The following is a 23,993-nucleotide window of genomic DNA, read 5'->3' as shown; positions in this document are numbered from 1 at the left end:
CACGGCGTGAACAGGTTGCTATACAGTCAGTTAAGTGCAGTTTTGTGCGCATTTTTTCGTGGCGCAAGTTTTCCACGATTAACGTCACAAAACATTGGGAATTTTTGAATTTTTTGGTAGGTCGTATAAATCAAAAACCCCGTTTAAAGCGTTTAAACGGGGTTTTTGAATGTTTTGACATCATGTCCTGCAGAGAGAGAGGGATTCGAACCCCCGGACCTGTTACAGTCAACGGTTTTCAAGACCGTCGCAATCGACCACTCTGCCATCTCTCTAAATGATTCGCCGTACGCGATTCATGGTGCAAAGGTACAGTTATTATCGATAAGCGCAAGAGATTTTTGAATATTTTATTGTGAAAAATTGTAAGTAGTTCATTCAGAATGGGAAGTAGGATGGGACTGTGGAATGAGCAGCCGAAGCTAAAAAAGATTCTAGGAGATTAATTGGAAACCCCAGGTATCGGAGTCGCACATCGTGCGTACGTGGAAAGCATATTCATCCGCTGAAATGGTTGTCGCAGATGCGACACGAATGTTGGTGAAGCCGGGGTAGGCACGTTCTGCGTAGGCAATGGCACTGGCTCCGTCGGGGGCGATGGACAGTTCGTAAAACATAGTACACCGGTAGTTCCGGCCATCCGGGCCTTTTCCGGTGAATTGGAATTGCAGGTATTTCATTGGTTCTGAGAATGTATGCCTGAAAATACCGAATGTTTTGTGAAATGTTGGTTCCATTGATTCTTCGGCCGTAATGAGCTTTGGTACGGTTTTTGCGGGTTTGATGGAGTCCATTTATTAAACCACTTCAAATTCAAAAACCATGAGAAAAATCTCTTTGCTCGTTCTCCTGTCGGTGTTCAGTAGTGCGGCGTTTGCGCAGTCGTTTTCCATCGGCCCGAAAGCGGGGATCAACATCAGCAACTATACCGGAAGTGACATTGAATCGGACGCCCTCGTGGGGTTCCATTTGGGCGGGATCCTGAATTTTGGAATCGGGCAGGTGTTTTCGATCCAGCCGGAAGTGTTGTTCTCGACGCAAGGCGCCAAAATTGACAATGGCGGTAAAAGGGAATTCAAAACGTCGTACGTGACGGTACCCGTAATGTTGAAATTCCGGGCCAAAGGCGGGTTCTATTTCGAACTCGGACCACAAGCGTCATTTAAAACAGGCGAAGATGTCCCGGACCAGACGATCGATCATTTCGCGAAGAACCTTGACCTGGCGGGTGCCGTCGGATTGGGCTATCAGGCCAATTTCGGACTCGGTATCGGGGGCCGTTACATCGCTGGTTTTTCCAAAGTAGGCGATTTCGATAAGAACGCGGCCATGAACCCCGATTTCAAAAACAGCGTGATTCAGCTGAGCTTATTCTTCGCAATCCCAGCTCATAAATAGCGAATTACCTATTTACAGTATTATCAAGAAGGCAGGGGAAACCCTGCTTTTTTGCTGTACAAACTTACGAGGAAAGCCCGATTTGCTTTAAAAACTGCTCCCGGTAGTTGCTGCCGATCGGGATTTCGGTATGTTGAATAAACACACGGTTGCCCTCGATGTGGTCTATCTTGGATTTGTTGATGATAAACGACCGGTGGATTCGCAGGAATTTCGATTTGGGGACCAGTTCTTCAAAGCCTGAAAAAGTCATTGCCGGAAGTAATGTGTGCTGGGTGGTCCGTACTTTGGTGTAATTTCCGTTCGCTTCGGCATATAATAAGTCGTCGTGCATGACTTTGTAAATCCTGCCATCGGCTTTCAGGAAAAGGAAATCATCTTCTTTTGATTCACCGGAGGCGGTCAATGGACTGCCTGCTGGCTGTAATTTTTCCATGGCCTTGTCCACGGCGAGGATGAACCGTTCGAGGGAAAAGGGTTTGAGCAGATAGTCGCAGGCGGCGAGGTCGAAAGCGTCGACGGCGTATTCCTTGTAGGCGGTCGTAAAAATGATTTGCGGCGGCGTTTTTAGTGTTCTGAGAAAAGAAATGCCGTCCATCACAGGCATATTGATGTCAAGGAAAACAATATCGACTTTTTGCTGCATCAATGCTGTCCTGGCTTCGAGCGCGCTCCCGCACACGCCCGCGACGCGCAGGTAGGGAAAGTGTGCACAGTAGGTACGTATAATGTCCCGCGCAATGGGCTCGTCGTCGACGATCAGGCAGTCAATAGGCGTCATATTATCGGAGGTTCAGGCGTAAATTGACGGTGTAATGGGTTTCTTCATTTTCAATGTGGAGATCATGCTGGTTCGGATACAATAATTGCAGCCGCTTCCGTACGTTCGCAAGGCCGAAACCACTGTGTTTTTCAACCGTTTGGGCATTAATATCAGACCGGTTATGCGAATTTCTGAGGTAAAAAAGAATGGAGTTTCCCCACACTTTCAGCCGTATTTCGATGCATACTGTTGGGGCTGAAGTGTTTTTGGAATGTTTGAATGCATTTTCGATGAATACGATCAGCAGCATCGGGGCAATCCGGATATCGTTGCTCGACAGACTTTCGATGTCGGTTTTCAATTCCAGCCGGTCGCCGATGCGAAGCTGTTCGAAATCGATGTAATTGTGAATATAAGCCAATTCATCTTTGAGCGGGACATAAGTTTCGTTCGCTTCATACACCGAATACCTGAGCAAATCAGACAGTTTTAATATCAGCGCAGGGATTTTTTCATGCTGGGTGATCGAAAGACCGTACATATTATTCAAGGTGTTGAACAAGAAATGCGGACTCAACTGGGATTGCAGCAAATGCAATTCGCTCTGGCTTTGCGCGGCTTGCGTTTTGGCAGCTTCGAGTTCCTTCCGCGTGCTCATTCTGAATAATTTAAGCAATGCACCGGTGCAAAGCCCGATCATGAGGAAGGGGATCCAGTACAGCAGCAGATTAATGCCCCGGAACGTCTCAAACTGCAAGTCGACATGGACAAAAAGCCAGACGAAACAGACGGCAATGGAAATTGCTAGTCCATTCAGGACATTTCTGGGGATTTCGAGCTGCCTGGCCGACCATATTGTGGCCAGATGCCGGCCGATGTAAATGCACCCGAAAAGCACCAGCGTTGCGGCGGTGGCAACGGCTTCATCATGTGCAGCGCCTATGATGTTCAGGTAGGTGTCAATACCGAAAAAAACGGGTACGCACGCTGCGGCAGTGAGCACCACATAAATACCGATTTGAGTCGCCTCCTTATTGTCGCTGTTGAAAATGCTGCTCATGGATCATCCGGTTCATGCCTCGACGGCACTGCAAATATGTCTTCCCGAAAGCAGGAATCCGATAGTAAACGGTTATAACGGCCCGATTCCATGACAGAAAGCCGTTACGCCGGGTCGAAATGGTTCGTCAGCTCCAAACCGGTTTCCGTCACGGTTCCGGGAAGTTACAACACATTTATTTCATGGGGTTACGAGGCCGGGTAATATTTGCCTCATCATTCGACTATGTAAAACAACAGCCATGAAAACGTTTTTCGCAATCCTGACAACTATCCTGATCCGTTCGAATGCCTTCGCCCAAACAGCCAACACCATTTCCGGAACGGTGAAAGACTCCGGGAATGAAAATTTGCCGGGTGCAACCGTTCGCCTGCTTAAATCATCGGATTCAACGCTCGTAATCGGTGAGGTCACGGACATGAATGGAAATTTTAGTTTTGTTAATCTTGAAAACAATACCTACGTGCTGGCAATCAGTGCGGTGGGCCAGAAGGATTTCAAAAGTACCGCATTGACGATCGATGCCAGCCATTCCAGCATTGTATTACCGGTCATTATCCTGCTTCCGGCCAAAAGTATCGAGCTCAACGAAGTGTTGGTAAAAGCCCAAAAGCCGCTGATCGAGCAGGAAATAGACCGTACGATCGTCAATGTGAGCTCGATGATCGGTAGCACCACCAGCAATACCTTTGATGTACTGAGCAAAACACCGGGCGTGAGTGTGAACGCAAACGGGGAAATCAGTCTGAACGGAAGGGGCGGGGTAGTGGTGCTGATCGATGGGCGTAGCACCTATATGTCCGGCGCCGACCTGGTCGCTTACCTGAAATCGTTGCCAGGCGGCGTGCTTGATAAGATCGAGTTGATAGATAATCCGCCTGCCCGATATGATGCGGCCGGTAATGCGGTGATCGACATCCGTTTGAAAAAGACCCGCGCGGGTGGGCTCACGGGGAGCGTCGCGGTAGGCGGGAGCATGGGGCGGTACGCGCGAAGCAATGATGCCCTGAACCTGAATTACAACCACCGAAAGCTCAATCTGTTCGCTAATCTGGGTTATAATTATGAAAAGAATTACAGTAAAGACGATTTCAACCGCAGGTATTATGACGGCTCCAGGGCATTGCTATCACGCGTCGGACTGAAAAATGACCAGGTAACCGCTGGAAATGGCTACAATATCAACCTGGGAATGGACCTGACCGCTACACCCAAAACGACTATCGGAGCAATTCTTAACCTTAATGGATCTTCACGAAATGGCAATTTTAGTTATGAAAGTGCGCAACGGAATGCATTAAACGGGCTGATCAGCTCCGGAAACGGGAGCACAGTTTCGAAGGATGTTCGCGATAACACGAGCTTGAATATGAATATGTTGCACAAAATAAGCGATAAGGGTCGCGAACTAGCTGTCGACGCAAACTATCTGAATTATCATACCAAGGGCAGACAAGAGCTTGAAAACCGTCGGTACAATGCAGATGGTGCCCCTACCAGCCGGGAGCTGTTCCGCTATCGTACCCCTTCGGAAATCAATATCTACACGTTGAAAGCTGATTATGTGCACCCACTAAAGAATAAGGGACGTCTCGAAGCAGGATTTAAGTCAAGCTATGTGGATAATGACTTTGTTTTCAATCATTACAATACGAATGACGGTAATGCGGTAATCGACAACCGCCGGTCCAACCATTTTCAATACCGTGAAAACATCAACTCCGCCTATGCAAGTGGCGAAAAGCGATGGGTACGTTTTGGCATGCAGCTGGGCCTGCGTTTGGAAAATACTATCGCGAAAGGCAACCAGCTGGGCAACGACTCTGTTCCGGCAACACGTTTCAGCCAAAAATACACCAAGGTCTTCCCCAGTATTTTTCTCAATTATAAACTGAATGACAGGAACGCATTTGTGCTAATGGCGGTGCGGAGGATCAACCGCCCCAACTATCAGATGCTGAACCCCTTCGTCTTTTATAAAGATCAATACACTTACAGTGCCGGAAATCCTCATTTGCTACCGCAGTATCAGGACCGGCTGGAATTGAAATACCAGCATAAAAGCTTTCTGAACATGGGCCTGAGCTATAATCGCTTTACCAATGTACTTTTTACAACCATTCAGGCGAAGGGCGACACTTTCATCAGTCGTCCCGATAACATCGCCCATGGTTACATGGCGTTGCTGAACACGAGCGTATCCGGCCAGGTCACAAGCTGGTGGTACAACAGCACCACATTGAGGTTGTCGCGTATTGCGATGGAAGGCCCGTTATACAGTGATGCAATAAATTACGCGACCAATGTGGCACGCCTTGAACTCAATAATTATTTCAACCTCGGCAATGGCTGGAATGCGGAGTTGGGTGGCTATTATGCTAGCCGCGACATCAACGCTCAGGCGCAGATTTCAGATATGTTCCGCGTCAATGGCGGCATTCAGAAAAAGATTTGGAAAGGAAAAGGCACGATCGCGATGAATTTTGAAGACCTGTTCCATTCCTGGGTCTATCACAGCCGGTCATTCGGTATCGTTCAATCGGATTATGATCAGTCCAACAGAACAGACACGCATCGTATCAGCATCGCCTTGAATTACAAATTTGGGAAGGAAACCTTCGCCCGTAAACGTCGTCACAACAATAATGCATCCGACGACGAAAAGGGTCGGGTGGAATGAGCAGCTTTTGGTCAGGATTTGTCGGGTGTAGTCAGGCAGGCGAGTAATACGAGGATAAATGAAAGAACTGATGCCCAGGTACGGATCGCGTTCAACCTGTTCCAGGGGACTTCAAAGCGCAAACGATGTGCCGCCAGCTCCTGAGACGAAGCCCCGGCGAGGTTAATTTTATCCAAGGACTCATTCAAAGGCACATTGCCGGCTACCGTTACACCAAATGTGCCGATGGCATACACCAATGTTGCACTTAGCAATATATAGAAGCGGCTTCCCGTGCCGAAATGCTGATAGGTGCTCAGCGGCAGGAGCAAAAGTGTTCCCATAAAGCTGAAAAAGAACACCGGATTGAGTATTGCACGATTAATGGATTGCATCGCAGCAAGGTAATTCGCGTCGGAAAGGGCGCCCAAGCCGGGATTTACCGAGCAGGAATAGCTGTAAAACAAGCCGGCGATAAGGCCGCTGGTAAGGGCCGAGAAAAGCAGGAACAAGTTGATCGTCGTCATATCTTTTTCTTTCAAAGATCGGCCGGGCAATGGCGGAAAAATAGAACAAAAGCGACAGGCTATAAATAACGCTCACCTATCTCTCGCGCTAACTGCGCAAATTCGTCGGATGTGCTCGGTTTGGTCACAAAACTCGTAACACCTGACAAATATGCGGTCTGTATCAGCGCAGGATTGGAGGAGGTGGAGAGCATGACGATCGGCATTGCGGCGAGGCGGTTGTCTGTACGGATAGCCGCTACCGTTTCCAGCCCGTTCATTTTGGGCATATTCATGTCAATAATGATTACCGACGACTCCGGGTCGATAACCTCCTTCATTAGCGTAAGAAGGTCGAAGCCGTTTTCAACTTCGGTAATTCGTACATTCATACCCGAGTCCTGAATTGCCTCGCGGATAAAAAAACGGTCATCCTGATCGTCGTCAACAAGGTAAATCGTCTTGGAGTAGCTCATCAGGAAAGTGATTTGTCCGCATAGGCCCCGATTCCGGGTTAGTCGATGAATAGATTAGCCATTGGTAAAGTTAGCCTCTAAAACCGACAAGCCAAGAACTAAATTCCCTTTTTGAGGGCATTTAGTTTCGTCCGAACCTCATCACCCACATCCAGTTCATAGGCCAGTGGGAATTGATGCCGTCATGGCTTAGCAATATATTGTTGACCAATTCGTAGCCGATCAGCGATCCGCCCTTCTGGGTAATGTCCTGTTTGGCCTGATTGTACAATTGCAGCCAGGTTTCGTGCGAGATTAGTTCTTGTGAAGCACTTTTAAGCCGTGTCCAGTTGGAATTTTCGGCATAGTTGCCATAGCGTTCGATCAGGTAATGCTTGAAACTTTCGTCGTTCAGCGTGATGACCGTCTGTTTTTCATTTTCGCCTTCCATAGCTATCAGGTTTTGATTTTGCGGATAAGTTGAAAATTGTAACCGACGTTGTTATTAAAACTATACCAATTTCGTGTAGTTTATTGTAGAAATACTTCTTAGAAACCGATTGTAGTTATCACGAGGCGCATTTTATTTATTTTCAGGCAATCAAACCGATCATTTTTGCACTTTGCAGTGCCTCGATCGAATTATCGGCTTGGAGTTTTTCAAGTATGCGCTGCCTGTGTGTATTGACTGTGTGGACGCTGATATCCAGCAATGCGGAAATTTCTTTACTCAACTTACCGGTGCCGATCATACCGAGGATTTCCTTTTCGCGGGACGTAAGTTTGACGCCTGTCGGCAAATCATTGCTTGTTAATCGGATAAGTTCGCCGGTGTGGAAATTGATTACCTGGCTCTTCACGCCTGCAAGCGACTGATTGGGCGAAATGTCAATAACGCCCAATGAAAGCCAGATATTTCCCGAGGCGTCCTGTTCCAGCACCTGATGCTGCTCTGTGACTCGGATCGTCGTCTGATCGTCGGGCGTGACCCGATACTCCGTCACCATTTTGAACTGCTTGCGCGTGTGCGCAGGCTGCGCCATCATGAATTTCATCGCTTCATAGCCATTTCTGGCCAGTGCCTGGCGATCGTCGGGGTGGATTTTCCTATCGAACATTTCGTTCGGTATGCAGGAATCCATAGCGCCGAAATCGTAACCATACAGTTGGTAAAAATTGTGGGAAACGTAAACGTGCGCCTGCTTTTGTAAGTCATATACTGTCACGCCGCTGCTGCTGAGCTGAGCCATGGCGCGGATAAGCGCCAGCTGCTTATCGAGCCGGTCCGGTTCAAACCCGTCGAAATCATAATATCTGTTGAGCAATTGCAGATAATCAGGCGCAATTCTCACCGACTTTCCCGGTGTGTTTTGTAATGATAAATCAGTATTTCCTCTCATCGGCATCCGGATTTTCTTTGCAGGTATATAGCAAGGACAACTATGGGTGCATTTCACCTAATGGAAATCGCCATTATTTTGTCAAAATCATCAGCGTCATGAATTTTTCAGTCATCCGCGGGGCCGATACACCCTGGGGGAAATCCTTTGCCAAAGCGTTGGCGGGCGATAACCGGCACCTGATCCTGATCGGTGCGAAAGAAACGCCATTGGAAGCGCTCGTGCGTGAAATCGTGCAAAAGCATCGTGTGCTTGCACATTACCTCGTTGCGGACGACGCCGATACCGGAAGCATTATCTCGGCCTGTGAAAAGATCAACGACCGGTTTGAGGTCGATTTTTTAATTAACTATGCCGAAACCGGGTTTCACCAGCGGCTGGAAGACTACGACATTCGCACGTTGGACCGAAAATTGAAAACCAATCACGCCAGTGGCATACTTTACCTGCACCAGTTGTTGCCCAACTTGCTGCTTCATGCACATGCGCAGGTAATCGATCTCTGGCATTGCCCACATCCGGTACCCGTTTGGGAGCAGGCGTTGCTGACATTCAACAAGCGTTTTGCTGAGCACCTCAATTCCGAATTGAATGAAGCCGGCCTGGTTATCCATAGTGTTGCATTACCGGCATTCGCAGCGCCGGAATCGGTCGAGAGGGTGGCTGCAATCCTGGAAAATGTGGCGCCATCTGTCGGGGAAAGACGGCTGCTGACTCGCTAGTGTCATTTATTTCCATGAAACCCGACGTGTCAACCTCTGAAATGGTAGATTTGCGAAATCGACACATCAACATTTTCATGGAAAACATTCAGATCAGACAGGCGAGGCTCGACGAGCTTCCCACACTTCTTCAATTCGAACAAAACCTGATTGCTGCCGAACGCCCGCTCGACGATACCCTTATAAGTGAGGAATTTCATTATTACGATCTTGAAAAAATGATCCGTAGCGATGAAGCCGAGGTCCTCGTAGCCACGCTGGGTGACCGGTTGATTGCCAGCGGGCACGCACGCATCCTCGAAGGGAAACCGTATAGCAATTTCAAACGGTACGCATTTCTGGGTTTCATGTACACAGAGCCGGATATGCGCGGTCGCGGGGTCAATAAGCTCATCATTGATGCATTGGTGGAATGGGCACGGGAAAAAGGCCTGGACGAGGTCCGTTTGCAGGTTTATTCCGACAACACACCGGCAGTGGCTGCGTATGAAAAAGTAGGTTTCAAGAAGATACTCACTGAAATGCGGCTGGCTACGCGGTAGGCTGCGACGGTCAGGTATGGTCAAGCGTGGTCATGGATTGTCAGGTATGGTCAAGTATTGTCAGGTAGTCATGTATTGTCACGCGATTGGTTTACAACCCCTGACCAGACATGATTATTCCTGACAACTCTCGACCACACCTGACCATACATGACAACTCTTGACAACACTTGACTATACCTGACAATACATGACCACACATGGCCATATCTGACACCTCCTGACCCCAGACATCGTAACAGAGCATGTCATAAAGTGATAAGTCGTTGGCGCGTGCGGGTAAGCCGTGGGCGGAGGGGCTGCAATACCTTTGTTGCATCCAAAAACAACTAAACAATCGACATATGAAAATGCTCAAAAATGTAATGCTCATCAATGCAATCAGTTCAGGTGCAACGGGTTTAGGGCTGGCTGTTTTTCCGAAAATAGTTGCCGGCCTGTTCGAAACTACGGTTACCATGCCTTTTATTGAGGTCGGCATTTTCCTCATTGCATTTGCCGCGCTGGTCTTTTCTGTAAGCCGTGGTAACCCCGTGAATGCACGGGCCGTCAGGTTGGTGATTGTGCTGGATACGCTTTGGGTAGTCGCCAGCGCGGCCATTGTGCTGTTCCAGCCGTTCCCGATTTCGATCATGGGTTATGGATTAATCGGCGCTGTCGCAGTTTGGGTTGCGGCAATGGCCTACTTCCAATCCGTTGGTCTCCGACAAATTTCTGTTTCCAGATAAATACCGGCCGATTTAAATCCAGCCTTATAGCATTCCCTGCCACCTTTCGGGTCGGCAGGGTTTTCTTTTTTGTATATAAATCATCATTTTAGGTGACTCAAACCTATGCCTGAATCATCATCCAGCCATGAATTTAGCCGACATTGCCGCACTACGCCTTGCAAATCAACAGATTTTGAATACCCGTTTTACTAATGCTGCGGAACTGGTTGCCTGGATGGGCGCTGTGCAGTCGCAGGATTTTGCTATGGCCAAATGGGCGCTGGGAATGCGGCTCAAAAAAGCCACGGATGCCAGCGTGGAGCAAGCGATCGATGCTGGCGGCATTATCCGGACGCATATTATGAGACCTACCTGGCATTTTGTTGCCAGAGAAGATGTGCGGTGGATAATGGACCTGACGGCCCCCCATGTTTACAAACTCGCGGGTACGATGTATCGTCAATTGAAACTGGATGATGCCGTTTTCAAGGTTACCAACGACCTGATCGGTAAATTGCTGGCCGACGGCGCCGAACTGACGCGAGAAGAAGTGATTGCGGAGGTAAATAGGGCCGGCATCGAAACGGACAACCTTCGGGCGACGCACATAATGTTCCAGGCGGAGCTGGACAAGGTCATTTGCAATGGTGCGCGGCGAGGGAAAAAATTTACCTATGCATTGTTTGATAAAAAGGTGCCCGCTTCGGCACCTTTGAAGCGGGAAGAAGCATTGGCTGCGCTGGCCAGGCGGTATTTTACAAGCCACGGCCCGGCCACTGTGCAGGACTTCGCATGGTGGAGCGGTCTGTCGCTGACGGATTCGAAGCTGGCTTTCGAGGCCGTCCGCGGGGAGTTTGAAACAGCCCATGTCGACGGGCGCGAATACCTTTTTACCGCCGTTGCAGAACTTCCTAAAGTACACGGAAAAGCAATGCTCGTTCCTGCCTACGACGAGATCACCATCGGCTACGCTGATCGTAGCGCAGCCGTGGACGATGCGGTTGCGCAGAATCCGGAGTCGGGTGGTGGGATTTTTAAACCGGTTGTCATGGTAAAAGGTAAGGTTGTGGCAGCCTGGCGGCGGACCGAGAAAAAAGATGCTGTTCATATCGAGCTTTCCCGGTTATCTAAAATGCCCGTGGCCGCCGAGAACTCGCTGGAAGCAGCCGGTACGGCGTATGCCCGGTTTATCGGGAAAAAGAATGTAGTACTTCAATAGGGATCCGTATCAAAGCATCCGCTCGATTTTGTAATACTTGATGTGTTCTTTGAAAAAGGGCTCGGAGAACTTTTTAAAACCAAAGCGTTCGTAAAATCCGAGCGCATCCGTGCGGGCGTCGCACCACATGCGTGTGTATCCTTGTGCTTGCGCGTATGCGATGGCATGTTGGAGGAGCCTGGAACCCAGCCCTTTCCCCTGTAAGCCCGGCAGTGTCGCGAATTTGCGGAACCGGATGTCCTGATTGCCATCAAACAACGAAATGACGGACACCAATGTGCCTTCAAAATACAACCCGAAATGGGTACCGCTTTCATCCTCTGGCACTTTTACAAACTCGCGCGGCTTGTCCGGCCAGAGCACCGTATGTCGGATTTCCATTAGATCTTCGACATTAATTTTTTGAATTTCAATGGGATCCATTCCTTTTATTTAACCTGGAAAATAGCTAACTACACGAACCTTTCCTGCAAAAATACGCCTTATCCAACCCGCAACAACATGACACAGCCGGCCGCATTGCAAAAAGAAGAACGATTGTTCTGGTCGACAGGACTCGGAACCGATGTGTGGCAAATATTCTGTGCTGCCTGTGACGGTGACCTGGAAAAGGTGAAAGAGTTGCTGGCCAAAGATGCTTCGCTCGTGCGCGGCGCCTACGACTATCGAACGCCGATGTCGTTCGCGGTGGCCAACAATCAGTTGGAAGTGGCTGCATACCTCTTACAACACGGCGCAAGTCCCGTCGACTCCGGCACGGGCGATCCGCTCATTCAAATGGCGCGCGACCGTGGCTTTGGGGCAATGGAGGAATTGCTGGAGCGGGCATTAAACCGACACAGAGGCTCAGAGGCTGGAAAGCAGATAGCCGCAGCTATAAGAAACAGGGATTTTAATGCCTTTATTACATTATTGAATAGCTCCGAAGAGTACATTCACGCGACCGACGACGAAGGGAATCAGCCCATTCACTGGGCTACCATGTCGCGCCAGCCGGAGATGATCGAGGCATTGCTGGATCGTGGGGCGGACATCAACGCCAGGCGGCCCGACGGTGCACGAGCCATCCAGCTGACGAACGGAGACTATTCCTACCGTGGTTGGCGGGATGTGCCCGAGGATTGGCCTTGGAAACCCAACGATATTTACTTGCATCTCGTGCGTAAAGGCGCGTATGTGGACATTTGCATGGCTGCATTGAAAGGAGAAGAGGCGAGGGTAAAGGCATTGCTCGATGTCGACCCATCACTCGCCAATAAGCCTTCCGAATATGTTACCTATTATGCAGGCTCCGGTACTCCGTTGAAAAATGCGGCAATGGCCGGACGGATGACGATCGTCAAACTGTTGCTCGAAAAGGGCGCGGATCCCAACTTGCCCGAAGAAGGCATAGCGCCGATGGGCCATGCGTTGCATTCAGCGGTGGTGTATAACCACATCGAAATCGTCAGACTGCTCCTCGAACATGGTGCACATCCAAATGTGCCGGTGGAAAGCTCTGCGGATTCGCTCACTGCGGCTTTGGAGCGCGGTGACAGGGCGATGATCAACTTGCTTTGTTCTTACGGCGCGGCGCGATCGCTCGATTTGCTGGCATACTATGGAGACATCCAGACGGCCGCAGCTGTTTTGAGGGCCAACCCTACGCTGGCGAACGACGCATCCGCTCTGGAAACGGCCGCAGGGCAGGGAAACGAAGATTTCGTTCGGCTAATGCTGCATTACCAACCCGACCTGGCGAAACAAATTGCCGTGGGTGTGCGGAGTCAGGGTCCGCAGGATGCGATAAAAAGTCGTGAGCTTACGAAATTCCTCTTTCAGCGCGGTATGAACGCTAATGCCAAAAACTGGCTTGGAATTACCCCTTTGCACCGGTTTGCAGAGCGTGGCGATATACATAATGCCGGATTGTTTCTCGAACACGGTGCCGATATCGATGCGATCGACGAGCAGCATTGTACCACGCCGCTTGGCTGGGCCGCGAAAGCAGGCCAAGCGGAAATGGCGGAGTTTTTGCTTGAAAAGGGTGCTAATCCCAGGTTACCTGCCGACAAACCCTGGGCGCGCCCGCGTGCGTGGGCAGAGAAGCGCGGACATGAGGCGGTGCTCGCATTATCAAAGCTGTAAAATGCAGTTCCATGAAAATCGACAACGACAAGCCTGAGCCGTTCATATCCCATGCCGAACCGGTATTATCGGTGAAGGATGTGGCCGAAACTGTCAAATACTGGCATGAAGTGCTTGGCTTCCCCGGTCATTGGACCTGGGGTACCCCGCCAAATCATGGAGGCGTTTCATGGCATGGCGCATTCATCCAGTTCTCGCAGGACATCGACGCCGCCGACCGGATGCGTGGTCAGTGTGTGTGGATCAGGGTTAAAAATATCCGGGAGCTGTACCAGTTGCATCGCGACCGAGAGGCTGAAATTGTTATGCATTTGGAGAAGCAGCCCTGGGGGTTCGATGAATATGTAGTGAAGGACCTCAATGGTAACTATGTTACCTTCGCTGCGCCAGCTACTTCTGGCAGCGAGAGCAAGTCGCAGCCGCTGCCGGCTCATGTAAGGACGCTGGGCCGCGCGCTCACAACAGACGAATACCGTAAACTTGCCGAATCAGTAGGATGGTCGGGTACACAGGCGGAAGATATACTCCAGCAGAAGCTCGATGCCGCACTTTTCACAGCGGTTGCGGAAAATACCGAAACTGGCGAGGTGATCGGCTGCGCGTTGGTATTGGGGGATGGTTTTAGCTTTTACTATATTAAAGACGTCATGGTGCATCGCGACTGGCAACGAAAACAAGTTGGGTCGGCAGTTATGAGAGAGGTAAAACGCTGGCTCGATGCGCATGCACCCGAGGGGGCTTTGGTAGGACTCTTCACAGGGCACGGATTAGCCCGATTCTATCAGCAAACTGGCTTTGGCGAGGCATTCGGAATGATCCGCATTATCGACCGATCGCAATTGGGGTAGGGTTGCTCATTGAAAACAACCCTGCCCGGTATATCAGACCCGTTTCGGAACATTACCATCCGAAACCATAATCTTCCCCATGGTTACTCGATCCTCCCCAAAAGCTTCCGTGCTGCCAGTCAAAGTAAATGGCATTAATCGGGCCGCTGGTGCGTGGCTGGTAGCTTAGCTTATAACCCATCCGCGAGAGCTCTTTTCGCGTCCAGTCGGGCATAGATTGATTGAGTATCAATCCACCCGGGTCCTTTTCATGTTCGCCGAAACTCGCGTACATCTGCAAAGTCTTGAAACTGGGTGCCTCTGTCGCTTCCTGTACCGTCATTCCAAATTCCACGACATTTAAAAAGAATTGAAGCAGCAACTGATCTTGTTCATCGCCGGCCTGCTTGGCGAACGACAGAAACGGTTTTCCGTCTTTCATTGCCAGGCTGGGCGTAAGTGTAACCCTTGGCCGTTTGCCCGGTTCCACTACATTGAATGGGTTCTCACGCGCATCGAGCACGAATGACTGCATGCGTTGGCTCAATCCAACACCGGTATTACCCGCAATGCACGCAGGCACCCAGCCGCCGCTCGGCGTAATGCTTACGACCCAGCCTTCTTCGTCGGCCGCTTCCACGGACGTCGTACCCGCGGTGAATTCCTCCATGAACTTTTCGTTGAGCCCGTTCGCATTGCGGTTCAGGGACGCCTGAAAATTACCCCAGTTCTTGATCTGGTCTGCAAAGGGATTCTTTTTGCCTTCAAAAGGGTAGGGGTCACCTGGCAGTACCTTCGCGTCGTTGCGTTCCCAATTGATCTGTTTTAACCTTTCTTTCGCATATTCTTTCGAAAGTAAGCCCTTCATCGGCTCTTCCGGTGCAAAAGCAGGGTCGCCATAGTAAAAGTCGCGGTCGGCGAAGGCCAGGTTCATGACCTGGTATAATGCATGCACATAGCGTGACGAGTTGTATCCCATGCCCTTCAAATCGAGGTTTTCGAGCATATTCAGGGCTTGCAGCATCACTGGCCCCTGCGTCCATTGCTGCATTTTATAAACTTCGATTCCCTTGTAGTTTGTCATCAAGGGCTCTTCAATCTTGACCTTCCAGTTAGCCATGTCCTGCTCTGTGATAAGGCCGCCCTGCTCCTGGCAACCGCGCGCGATCTCTTTGGCGATATCTCCTTTGTAGAACCGGTCGTAGGCCGCATAAATGGCCTCCTTGCGGTTTTTGCCATTTTTGAGTGCCAATTGCTCGGTATCTACCAGTTTTTGCAAGGTCGCCTGAAGGTCTTTCTGAACGAATATCTCCCCGGCGTCCGGGGCTTCCCGTTTCTGGCCCAGGTGCGGCAGGAACACCTTGGTTGAATACGGCCACTTTTTGATCTGGTTCTTACCTCTTTCAATGGAATTGGCCGTTTGCGCTTCGATCGGATAGCCTTCGGCCATTTGCATCGCAGGAGCGAGGACTTCTTTCAGGCTCATGGTGCCGTATTCTGCGAGCATGGTCATCAGGCCTCCTGGTGTACCGGGTGTAGTGGCAGCCAGCGGACCATATTCAGGGGGGTATTTCATGCCCTTCTTTTTGAAGAAATCCGCTGTGGCACCCGTCGGGGCGACGCCCATTGCATTGATGGCGATCACTTTTTTGGTTTTGGGATTATAAATCAATGCCTGTGTTTCACCGCCCCAGCTTAACACATCCCACATCGTACAGGTAGCCGCAAGCATCGCGCACGAGGCATCGACGGCATTACCGCCTTTGCTGAAAATCATGGTTCCCGCGGTTGCAGCCAACGGCTTGCCGGTAATGCCCATCCAATGCCTGCCATGCAGCGGCGGCTTTTGAGTGGTGACGGGGAAGTTGTTGAAAGACTGTGAAAAGGCCGCAAAGCTGCAAAACAGCAGTCCGATCGTTGAGCGTAAAAGGAGTTTTGATTTCATAAAACGTGGTTAGGAATTTTTAGGCTGTCGTTGCATCGAAGGTTACTTCGCTCCGAAATGCTGCAGCCCGATAGCCGAAGATACAAAATAAGCGCGTCAGGCCGATCGTAAAAAAGGCCCCTCATCATTTTGTTAGTCGGGTATCCCTATACGTTTTACCTTAGTCAAAACAAACTGCCCTGCACAAACGCTTCGCCGGGCAAACCCAGCAGCGGCATCCGGGCAATTTCCCGGCATTTGGAACCGCTGACGAGCGATCGTTTCAGCAGGATCATTTCAGTAACGCGGAAGGATGAACGGAACTTCTTGTACATCCATTCTTTCATGGCACTGTTTACTTGCACAGGTGTCATTTTACGGGCGACGGTAACGTGGGGATCGGTGCAAAATCTGAATTCGCCGGAAGCCCATTTAGAAAGATGGTCAACCGTTTCGTTTTTAAGCCTTTTAACCAAATCGTTGACCCGCTGCGATGAGCTTTCTTCCAGATCCACGTAGAAGGTACCACCTTCATATTTATTGAAACCATCCAGCTCGATGCGGAATGGTGCAATGTGCCGCGCCACTTTTTCAAATCCGTGAACAACCCGCTCGAGTTTGTACTCGTGGATAATACAATTGAAGAGCGTAAGGTGAGGGCGGAGCTGGGCTGCCTGCTCACAGCCATAAGCCTTTTGGAAATACTGTTTGACGCTCCCGATCGCGGCTTCGGTCACCGGATCACAGGAAAAAACCAGGAGATACTCATAAAGATGCTCCCGGATGTTCCTGATCGTACTCAAATCGTTGTTGTTGAAGTGAATAGATTTCATGATGATGAAGTGTAATAAAATTTCCAGAATGAAAATTTCATTGGTAAAAATAATAAAGATATTTTAAATACCAAACAATTGATTTTAAAAATATCATTAAAAGCACTACAAGTGCCGTTTTTTGAATTCTGACGGGTTTTCGCCCACAACTTTCCTGAAAAGTTTATTGAAATAGGACAGGCTTTCGAACCCGACGGCGAAGCATGTTTCTGAAACTGAGCGGTCTTGGAGTAAGAAGTTCTTGGCCTGATTGACCCGGTATTGGTTTACGAAATCGGTGAAAGTCATGCGGGCGTTGGCTTTGAAAAAGCGGCAGAATGCAGGGGTTGTCAGGTTGACGGCCGCCGCGACTTCATTCACATCGGGCGTACGGTCGAAGTGGGTTTCCACATAAGTGTAAACATGTTGCATACGGAGCTGCTCTTTATGGAAGGATTTACTGCCGATGGGTTTAGGATTCAGTACAATGGCCTCGGTCGACTCCGCCATTGTTTTCAGGATGTTCAGAAGGGCCAATAACTGTTCGAAAGGTGAGAGCGCGGGCATTTGTTTCAGTTTCTGACCTACCGTGCGCTTGGTCTCGCCGGAGAATGACAGGCCATGATGGGACTGCTCAAACAGCTTCCGGATGCTTTGCAGCTCGGGTGCGAGCAGGAACTCTTTACCCAGAAAGTCCTCCCGCATTTGAATGATCACCTGCTCGCATTGGGTCCGCACGCCGTAATCAAAATTGAGGTGGGGGATATTCGGGCCGATGAAAACCAGGTCACTGCCCTCGTATACGGAGGTATGCGTACCCACGTGGCGTGTCCCGCCCGACCCCTCGACGTACACAATCTCATACTCGGGATGAAGGTGCCAGAGAAAGGTGTCGTTCAGGCCGGGAGTAAGCAGAATTTTGAAAGAACTTCCCTGGTCGGGCTGGATATCTTCTCGGATGATTTTCATCTTGATGGAATACTAATTGCTCCTGGTTTGCTGGTGTTTATGTAGAGAGGATCACATTTTGTCAATATAGAGCAAAAGTAAGCAATTGTAGCGGTAGTCGGAGGGGGGAGTGATGCATTAGTTTTGTTTTATTCAATCATAAAAAAATATTATTGATATGGAAACGAAAACAATGGCTACCATTGCACCTGCCAATGCGCATACGGACATTCCGGGAAATCCTTCGACCGCGAAGTCGAGCAATGTGAGGCTTAATGACAGGAGCAATGGCAAGCCGCTCCGTTTGCTGAGCGAGGCAGACTGGGATTTCTGGGTAACCAATGGCTATATCGTCGTCAAGGACGCGGTTCCGAAAGAGCAGGTCAAAAGACTGGCGGATTTTCTCTGGGAGTTCGAAGAGAAGGATCCGAACGACCCGGAAACCTGGTATGCGCCTCCACGGGCCGAGATGAAGATGAAAGAACTCACCAACACGGGGATGGTGGAGGTATATAACCATCAATATCTGTGGGACAACCGGCAGTACCCGAAAGTGCATGAGGCATTTACCGACATTTGGGGAACCGAAAAACTATGGGTGACCATCGACCGCGCCAATCTGAACCTCCCGCTCCGTCCCGGATTTGAGTACAAGGGGTTCATTCACTGGGATTACGATCCGGAAACCAAACCGCAGAATGTACAGGGGGTATTGGCCCTGGCCGATCAGGACGATGAGAATATGGGTGGATTCCAATGCGTGCCGGAGCTATTCAGGACCTATGATACCTGGAAATTAACGCAGCCCGAGGATAGAAACCATTTTCAGCCAGACGTAACAGGTTTTGAAATTGTGAAGGTAAAGATGAATGCCGGTGATCTGCTCATTTTCAACAGTTCTCAGCCGCATGGCATCCGCGCCAACCGAAGCAAAGACAAGGTCCGCCTTGCGCAATACATTGCCATGATGCCGGCTCAGGAAGACGACGAGGCATTGCGGCAATGGCGAATCCGCTCCTGGCGGGAACGGGAGGCGCCTCAAGGGTATGCTTTTCCAGGAGACCCCAGAAATTGGGAACAAACACGTTATCAAACGGCAGAATTAAGCGAATTGGGACGAAAGCTGCTGGGACTGGAACGATGGGATTAGAATCCGAATAATATTGGTAAATCGGGTAATAATCTAAAATGGGGCACGTTTTGAGTTTGTAACCGCTAACAAACTTTCTTAACGTAAATCTGAACCCCTATGAAAGCGACTCTGTTCACGCTTGCATGCTTGTCGTGCGCTATGACGAATGGATTTACTCAAACAATCTACCGCGTTTCCGAGACAGCGGGCGAGTTTCTGATCAAAGCGCCGGATGCCCGGGCGAGTGGAATGGGGTTTGCCGGAACGGCCACCAGCGCCGATGCGAATTCAGCATTCTGGAACGTGGGCAAGCTCACCGACGCGCCCGGGAGTTTCGGTGCCTCAGCGACCTATTCGCCCTGGCTTCCCTACATTATCAATAATGCCTGGCAGGGTTATGCGGCCGGTTATAAGAAGTTAGGTAACGGGCAGGTGTTGGGTGCCTCTGTTCAATATTTCAGCGACCCGGCGATTATTTCGGCCCCGACACTATCCCCGGGCGGAGACGTTGCGTTCAGCGGATCGTATGCCAAACAACTAGGAAACCATTTTTCGGCGGGCGTGACGCTCAAATATGTGTCGTCGGATATCGGTAATGCTGTCGTGTCCGGTGCGGTGCTGAAACCCGCCCGGGCAGTGGCTGGCGACGTCGGGTTTTATTATAAAAGCCATTCGTCGGATGTGGACGGCCGTGAAAATATCGTGTGGACGGTTGGCACCACACTTGCCAATATCGGTCCGAAAATGAATTACGGGGCGGGATATGAATACTTCTTACCGACCATGCTCCGGCTGGGAGGGGGCTTTTCGTATACTGCCAATGGGCAACATAAGCTGAATGTAACCGCGGAAGCAGGAAAACTGCTGGTACCAACTCCCGCACCGGGGCGTAATGTGAACCAACAGCCCTATCTGGAAGGCATTTTAAAATCCTTTTCGGACGCTCCGGGCGGTTTCAAGGAGGAAATGCAGGAAATAGTCCTGGCGATGGGTGCCGAATACTGGTATAAAAACTTGTTCGCGCTCCGGGGCGGTTACTATGCCGAAAACAAAGAGAAAGGCAACCGCAAGTTTTTTACAGCCGGCGCAGGTGCCCGCTTTCTGAAACACTACTCGCTCGATTTCGCATATCTCATACCCACCGACTCGGGTAGTGCCATGAAGAACATGTACAAGGTGTCGGCTTCGGTGGATTTTTAAACGCCTTTCAGTGCATACTCCGGATCAACATTTCAGCCGGAATGCGTAGCAACTGACTAAATTTCCGGATCATCGAGAGTGAAAGGGCCTGTTTGTAATTTAAAACTTTACTGACAGTCCCTTTGTCACCATATACCTGCGCCAGGTCGGCCGGTTTGTAGCCGAAATCTTCCATTCTGATCTTGATGACCTCGACCGGATCGACTTCGACGTCGAGACGGAAACCTTTCTCGTATTCGCTGATCAGGTGAACGAGAAGCATACCATTGTGCCTTTTCCATTGTTCAGATTGTTTCTGCGTTAATGTGGTTGAATTTCGCATTTGGAGCATACCGCCGAATTCTGTTTTCAATAATATTCCTTGAAAGCGCATTCACTGCAATCCAATGATCCAGCGGCGGCGAACTTTCATCATTTCAAACATGCATTCTGTCAGTTGGAACATGCTTTCCGGCGTCAGAAGCGGAATGGGCTTCCATGATGGTGTTTGAAATGAGAATTTAGTGCCGTTATGAGGTACATGATGCTCGTTTTAATGGCTCTTTTACTGTGTGTTACAAATGCGCACGCGCAGGTTGAGTGGAGGCGCGTGGCCGTACGTGACGGGATAAAAGTATTCGCGAAAACGGTGCCCGATTCGAAGATCAAGGCGATGAAGGCGGAATGTGTCCTGGATGCGGAAGTCGACGAGGTAGTTGCATTGCTACTGGACGTCGATGCCGCCGAGCGATGGGTATGTCACACCAAATCGTGCAAGCTCATCAAAAAGATATCCGATACCGAGCTGCTTTATTATACCGAGGTGAGTTTGCCCTGGCCGCTGGATAATCGCGACTTTGTAACGCATTTGAGAGTGATAAGGATCGAAAACAGTCCTATTATGACTATTGAAGCACCGGCTATACCGGGTATTATGCCGGTGCGCGAAGGCGTTGTGCGCATCAGTACTTCCATCAACCGTTGGGTATTGCATCCGTTGCCCAATGCACGGGTGCGGGTCGAATACACACTGCAAGTCGATCCGGGCGGGCACTTACCTGCCCATGTCGTCAATATGTTTGCCTGCCGTGCCCCGATCGAGACCTTTCAGAATATGCGGCAGGTGCTGGCGGAGCGGAAGCGCAAGCCGGCTACTGCTCACTGATCGTCGAAGGCAGTCCGAATTCACTGATATTGTCATGCCTTTTTTGAGATTTTTTATGATTATTTTCCTAAATTGGCAAGAGAGAAATTCGATGCGTTTTGCTGCATCGAAACGAAGGTTCTGAAATTCAAAGCAAAACATACAATCATGGGAAAAGGAAAAGATCTTTTCGGACACTACAATGACCTCGCCAAGGAAAAGGGCCCGGGTAGCGAAGAAAGTAAATATGCCGGCGTTCTTTTCCAGTCGCTTTTGATGCTTGGCGAGCGCCGCACATTTGAGCTGCTCGAAGAGGCAGATGAGAAGGGCAAAAAGCTGAAATTGGAATACAATACCAATGCAAAAAACAGCTCGGCATGCCCCTGCGGCGTTACATTGACGTAGATTTCGAGGAAAACATTCAGTATAGACCTGGCGGAGGGAGATCAACCCCGCCAGGTCTTGTTGTATAATAGCACCGGCAGTTCATCAATTATTTAGGCTGTTTGGTCCAGCCGGCTCCTATTTCGCGCCTATTACCGTAAATTGTAGGTTGTATCGCCTGTTACTGCATGACCGCCCAGCCCTATTCAGATCCGGACTTTGCTCCTTCGCCTGCCCGGGCGCATTGGTTTTTCAGGTACAAACTCTACCACATTCCTTTCTGGATTGTGTACCACTATGTGTGGTGGGTTGTGGCGTTGGGGAATCCGGTCAAGGTGGTGGAAGCGCTGTTTACGCCGTCGGTGATCAAGTTCCTGTTTTATGTGATATGGCAGGCGTTGGCCGTGTACTTCAACCTGTACTTCCTGGTTCCGCACTACCTGGAAAAGGGCAAGTATCTGCTTTTTCTCGCACTGCTGTTGCTGACCATCGTTGCCACCGCAGCTCTGATCGTTCCCGGGTATTACATCGTGGCGTGGGCTTCAGGGAAAACAGTGGAAGAATTCTTCGGGCCGGGGAATTACGGTTTTTTTCACATGCTGCTTGGGGGACCGTTGTCGTCGACAGTCGCGGCGATGACATTTGCAATGAGTATTAAACTGGCCAAAAATTGGCTCCAGACGCAACGCAGGCAACAAATGCTGGAAAAGGAAAAGCTGGAAACCGAGTTGAATTTTTTGAAATACCAGTTCAATCCGCATTTCCTTTTTAACAGCATCAACTCCATTTTTTTTCTGATCCATAAAAACCCCGACATGGCTTCGGCATCGCTGGCTAAGTTCTCGGAGCTGCTGCGGCACCAGCTATATGAATGCAACGACCGCCAGATCCCGCTGAGCAAGGAAATAGCTTATCTCGAAAATTTCATCGAGCTGGAAAAGCTGCGCCAGAACGACAACCTCGAAGTTGTTTTTGAAGTGCAGGAACGGCTTGAAGGACAACCGGGTATTGCGCCGTTTATTCTCATGACTTTTATGGAGAATGCATTCAAGCATGTTTCAAGGCATCGGCAGGAGGGTAACTGGATTCGCGGCGGGTTGCAGCTTGACCAGGCAAGATTGATATTCAATCTCAGCAACAGCATTTCGAAAGAGACCAGTACCGAAGTGGTCCACTACGGCGGTATTGGTTTGAAAAACGTGCGCCGGCGGCTGGACCTGATCTATCCCGGAAAATACAGGCTGGATACCTGGGGCGATGCGGATGGGTTCGTTGTACATTTTGAAGTGGAACTCGAAACGCTGGCAACGACGGAAATTGCTCAAATACCTTTAAATCAGTTTGGATAGATGATCAACTGCGTGATAATTGATGATGAGCCGCTGGCGCGCGAAGGGCTGGCGGATTATGTAAAAGAAGTGGATTTCTTAAAACTGACAGGCGTTTGCGAAAATCCCGTGGAGCTCCTGAGCCTGATGGACCGGGAGCCGGTCGATTTGATTTTCCTGGATATTCAAATGCCGAAAATGAGCGGCATCGATTTCCTTAAAATTGTACAAAACCCGCCAATGGCTATTATTACCACCGCGTATCCAAGCTACGCGCTTGAAGGTTTTCAGCTTAATGTGATGGATTATTTGCTTAAACCGATCACTTTCGAGCGATTTTTCAAATCGGCGGGCAAAGCCAGGGATTATCACAAACTGCTGACCAAATCTACCACGTCGAAGGCCGACGAAGATTACTTTTTTATCAAATGCGGAAGCAAATACGAGAAAATTTTCTTCGACGATATTCTGTATATCGAAGGTCTCCAAAATTACGTGACGATCCATACAGGCAAAGGCAAATACATTACGCTGCTCAACCTCAAACACCTCGAACAAAACCTCGATAGTCGGCATTTCATCCGTATCCATAAGTCTTATATTGTCTCAATTGGTAAAATCGAGGGGATCGACGGGAATGAAATCTTTATTCAAAACCATCGAATTCCCATTAGTCGTAACTACCGTGAGCAGGTCATTGAGCAGGTAGTGAACCGGAGGCTAATGGACAAGAACCGTTAGGTCATACGGAAGC

The 23,993-nt window shown here is 49.7% G+C and carries 26 protein-coding genes and 1 tRNA gene; 14 read left to right on the top strand and 13 right to left on the bottom strand.

Going from position 1 to position 23,993, the window contains the following annotated elements; genetic code table 11:
* Positions 1–190: 190 nt before the first annotated feature.
* Together ACQ4MZ_RS23660 and ACQ4MZ_RS23655 are read right to left on the bottom strand one after the other, a co-directional pair.
* Positions 191–275, bottom strand: a tRNA-Ser gene (locus tag ACQ4MZ_RS23660).
* A gap of 159 nt (positions 276–434) precedes the next feature.
* On the bottom strand, positions 435–794 hold the full coding sequence (locus tag ACQ4MZ_RS23655) for a hypothetical protein (RefSeq protein WP_430849184.1): 360 nt from the start codon (positions 792–794) through the stop codon (positions 435–437).
* Between the two features lie 28 nt (positions 795–822).
* Between ACQ4MZ_RS23655 and ACQ4MZ_RS23650 the strand changes: the two genes are divergently transcribed.
* Positions 823–1,398, top strand: a complete 576-nt coding sequence (locus ACQ4MZ_RS23650; protein ID WP_430849182.1) for a porin family protein — start codon at positions 823–825, stop codon at positions 1,396–1,398.
* Positions 1,399–1,462: 64 nt separating this feature from the next.
* Here ACQ4MZ_RS23650 and ACQ4MZ_RS23645 read toward each other — a convergent pair whose 3' ends face one another.
* Complete coding sequence (locus tag ACQ4MZ_RS23645) at positions 1,463–2,179, bottom strand: LytR/AlgR family response regulator transcription factor (RefSeq protein ID WP_430849180.1); 717 nt, start codon at positions 2,177–2,179, stop codon at positions 1,463–1,465.
* A 1-nt stretch (position 2,180) separates the two neighbouring features.
* Positions 2,181–3,221, bottom strand: coding sequence for a sensor histidine kinase (locus ACQ4MZ_RS23640; RefSeq protein ID WP_430849177.1), 1,041 nt, complete (start codon positions 3,219–3,221; stop codon positions 2,181–2,183).
* Positions 3,222–3,462: 241 nt separating this feature from the next.
* On the opposite strand from ACQ4MZ_RS23640, the gene ACQ4MZ_RS23635 reads away from it, so the two are divergent.
* A complete protein-coding gene (locus ACQ4MZ_RS23635) occupies positions 3,463–5,901 on the top strand; it encodes an outer membrane beta-barrel protein (RefSeq protein WP_430849175.1) in 2,439 nt (812 codons plus the stop codon).
* A gap of 11 nt (positions 5,902–5,912) precedes the next feature.
* Here the strand turns inward: ACQ4MZ_RS23635 and ACQ4MZ_RS23630 are convergent, their stop codons facing one another.
* The 4 genes from ACQ4MZ_RS23630 to ACQ4MZ_RS23615 all read right to left on the bottom strand — a co-directional run bounded on the left by ACQ4MZ_RS23630 (position 5,913) and on the right by ACQ4MZ_RS23615 (position 8,241).
* Positions 5,913–6,407 (bottom strand): DUF1772 domain-containing protein, encoded by a 495-nt coding sequence (locus ACQ4MZ_RS23630; protein WP_430849173.1) that lies wholly within the window; start codon positions 6,405–6,407, stop codon positions 5,913–5,915.
* A 59-nt stretch (positions 6,408–6,466) separates the two neighbouring features.
* Positions 6,467–6,862, bottom strand: a complete 396-nt coding sequence (locus tag ACQ4MZ_RS23625) for a response regulator (protein ID WP_430849171.1) — start codon at positions 6,860–6,862, stop codon at positions 6,467–6,469.
* 121 nt (positions 6,863–6,983) lie between these two features.
* Positions 6,984–7,292 (bottom strand): hypothetical protein, encoded by a 309-nt coding sequence (locus tag ACQ4MZ_RS23620; RefSeq protein WP_430849169.1) that lies wholly within the window; start codon positions 7,290–7,292, stop codon positions 6,984–6,986.
* 142 nt (positions 7,293–7,434) lie between these two features.
* Positions 7,435–8,241 (bottom strand): LuxR C-terminal-related transcriptional regulator, encoded by an 807-nt coding sequence (locus ACQ4MZ_RS23615; protein WP_430849167.1) that lies wholly within the window; start codon positions 8,239–8,241, stop codon positions 7,435–7,437.
* Between the two features lie 98 nt (positions 8,242–8,339).
* Between ACQ4MZ_RS23615 and ACQ4MZ_RS23610 the strand changes: the two genes are divergently transcribed.
* From ACQ4MZ_RS23610 to ACQ4MZ_RS23595, 4 genes are all read left to right on the top strand, one after another.
* The gene (locus ACQ4MZ_RS23610; RefSeq protein ID WP_430849165.1) at positions 8,340–8,963 is read left to right on the top strand and encodes an SDR family NAD(P)-dependent oxidoreductase; all 624 of its coding nucleotides are present in this window, start codon (positions 8,340–8,342) and stop codon (positions 8,961–8,963) included.
* A 77-nt stretch (positions 8,964–9,040) separates the two neighbouring features.
* Entirely contained in the window at positions 9,041–9,505 is a 465-nt protein-coding gene (locus ACQ4MZ_RS23605) for a GNAT family N-acetyltransferase (protein ID WP_430849163.1), read from the top strand.
* Between the two features lie 344 nt (positions 9,506–9,849).
* Positions 9,850–10,233 carry a hypothetical protein gene (locus ACQ4MZ_RS23600; RefSeq protein ID WP_430849161.1) on the top strand — a complete coding sequence of 128 codons (384 nt, stop codon included), beginning with the start codon at positions 9,850–9,852 and terminating at the stop codon, positions 10,231–10,233.
* Positions 10,234–10,360: 127 nt separating this feature from the next.
* Positions 10,361–11,434, top strand: a complete 1,074-nt coding sequence (locus ACQ4MZ_RS23595) for a winged helix DNA-binding domain-containing protein (RefSeq protein ID WP_430849159.1) — start codon at positions 10,361–10,363, stop codon at positions 11,432–11,434.
* A 9-nt stretch (positions 11,435–11,443) separates the two neighbouring features.
* On the opposite strand, the gene ACQ4MZ_RS23590 is transcribed toward ACQ4MZ_RS23595, so the two are convergent.
* On the bottom strand, positions 11,444–11,815 hold the full coding sequence (locus ACQ4MZ_RS23590) for a GNAT family N-acetyltransferase (RefSeq protein ID WP_430849157.1): 372 nt from the start codon (positions 11,813–11,815) through the stop codon (positions 11,444–11,446).
* 120 nt (positions 11,816–11,935) lie between these two features.
* Here ACQ4MZ_RS23590 and ACQ4MZ_RS23585 point away from each other — a divergent pair, with 120 nt between their 5' ends.
* Together ACQ4MZ_RS23585 and ACQ4MZ_RS23580 are read left to right on the top strand one after the other, a co-directional pair.
* Complete coding sequence (locus ACQ4MZ_RS23585; RefSeq protein WP_430849155.1) at positions 11,936–13,561, top strand: ankyrin repeat domain-containing protein; 1,626 nt, start codon at positions 11,936–11,938, stop codon at positions 13,559–13,561.
* Between the two features lie 11 nt (positions 13,562–13,572).
* Positions 13,573–14,409 carry a GNAT family N-acetyltransferase gene (locus ACQ4MZ_RS23580; protein WP_430849153.1) on the top strand — a complete coding sequence of 279 codons (837 nt, stop codon included), beginning with the start codon at positions 13,573–13,575 and terminating at the stop codon, positions 14,407–14,409.
* Between the two features lie 52 nt (positions 14,410–14,461).
* On the opposite strand, the gene ACQ4MZ_RS23575 is transcribed toward ACQ4MZ_RS23580, so the two are convergent.
* The 3 genes from ACQ4MZ_RS23575 to ACQ4MZ_RS23565 form a co-directional block, all read right to left on the bottom strand.
* On the bottom strand, positions 14,462–16,333 hold the full coding sequence (locus ACQ4MZ_RS23575) for a gamma-glutamyltransferase family protein (protein WP_430849151.1): 1,872 nt from the start codon (positions 16,331–16,333) through the stop codon (positions 14,462–14,464).
* A gap of 164 nt (positions 16,334–16,497) precedes the next feature.
* Positions 16,498–17,145, bottom strand: a complete 648-nt coding sequence (locus tag ACQ4MZ_RS23570; protein WP_430849149.1) for a 2'-5' RNA ligase family protein — start codon at positions 17,143–17,145, stop codon at positions 16,498–16,500.
* A gap of 105 nt (positions 17,146–17,250) precedes the next feature.
* Positions 17,251–18,093, bottom strand: coding sequence for an AraC family transcriptional regulator (locus ACQ4MZ_RS23565; protein ID WP_430849147.1), 843 nt, complete (start codon positions 18,091–18,093; stop codon positions 17,251–17,253).
* Between the two features lie 157 nt (positions 18,094–18,250).
* Here ACQ4MZ_RS23565 and ACQ4MZ_RS23560 point away from each other — a divergent pair, with 157 nt between their 5' ends.
* Together ACQ4MZ_RS23560 and porV are read left to right on the top strand one after the other, a co-directional pair.
* Positions 18,251–19,222, top strand: coding sequence for a phytanoyl-CoA dioxygenase family protein (locus ACQ4MZ_RS23560; protein ID WP_430849145.1), 972 nt, complete (start codon positions 18,251–18,253; stop codon positions 19,220–19,222).
* Between the two features lie 99 nt (positions 19,223–19,321).
* On the top strand, positions 19,322–20,404 hold the full coding sequence (porV, locus tag ACQ4MZ_RS23555) for a type IX secretion system outer membrane channel protein PorV (protein WP_430849143.1): 1,083 nt from the start codon (positions 19,322–19,324) through the stop codon (positions 20,402–20,404).
* Positions 20,405–20,411: 7 nt separating this feature from the next.
* On the opposite strand, the gene ACQ4MZ_RS23550 is transcribed toward porV, so the two are convergent.
* The gene (locus tag ACQ4MZ_RS23550; protein ID WP_430849141.1) at positions 20,412–20,666 is read right to left on the bottom strand and encodes a helix-turn-helix domain-containing protein; all 255 of its coding nucleotides are present in this window, start codon (positions 20,664–20,666) and stop codon (positions 20,412–20,414) included.
* Positions 20,667–20,939: 273 nt separating this feature from the next.
* Here ACQ4MZ_RS23550 and ACQ4MZ_RS23545 point away from each other — a divergent pair, with 273 nt between their 5' ends.
* From ACQ4MZ_RS23545 to ACQ4MZ_RS23530, 4 genes are all read left to right on the top strand, one after another.
* Complete coding sequence (locus ACQ4MZ_RS23545) at positions 20,940–21,548, top strand: START domain-containing protein (protein WP_430849139.1); 609 nt, start codon at positions 20,940–20,942, stop codon at positions 21,546–21,548.
* A 147-nt stretch (positions 21,549–21,695) separates the two neighbouring features.
* Complete coding sequence (locus ACQ4MZ_RS23540) at positions 21,696–21,932, top strand: hypothetical protein (protein WP_430849137.1); 237 nt, start codon at positions 21,696–21,698, stop codon at positions 21,930–21,932.
* Between the two features lie 167 nt (positions 21,933–22,099).
* Positions 22,100–23,260 (top strand): sensor histidine kinase, encoded by a 1,161-nt coding sequence (locus ACQ4MZ_RS23535; RefSeq protein ID WP_430849135.1) that lies wholly within the window; start codon positions 22,100–22,102, stop codon positions 23,258–23,260.
* Positions 23,261–23,980, top strand: a complete 720-nt coding sequence (locus tag ACQ4MZ_RS23530) for a LytR/AlgR family response regulator transcription factor (protein WP_430849133.1) — start codon at positions 23,261–23,263, stop codon at positions 23,978–23,980.
* The last annotated feature ends 13 nt before the right edge of the window (positions 23,981–23,993 follow it).

The organism is Dyadobacter sp. BHUBP1 (assembly GCF_050587785.1).
In the GTDB taxonomy this organism is placed as follows: Bacteria; Bacteroidota; Bacteroidia; order Cytophagales; family Spirosomataceae; genus Dyadobacter.
The sequence above is the reverse complement of the archived record's forward strand: the minus strand, read 5'-3'. Positions and strand labels throughout refer to the sequence as shown.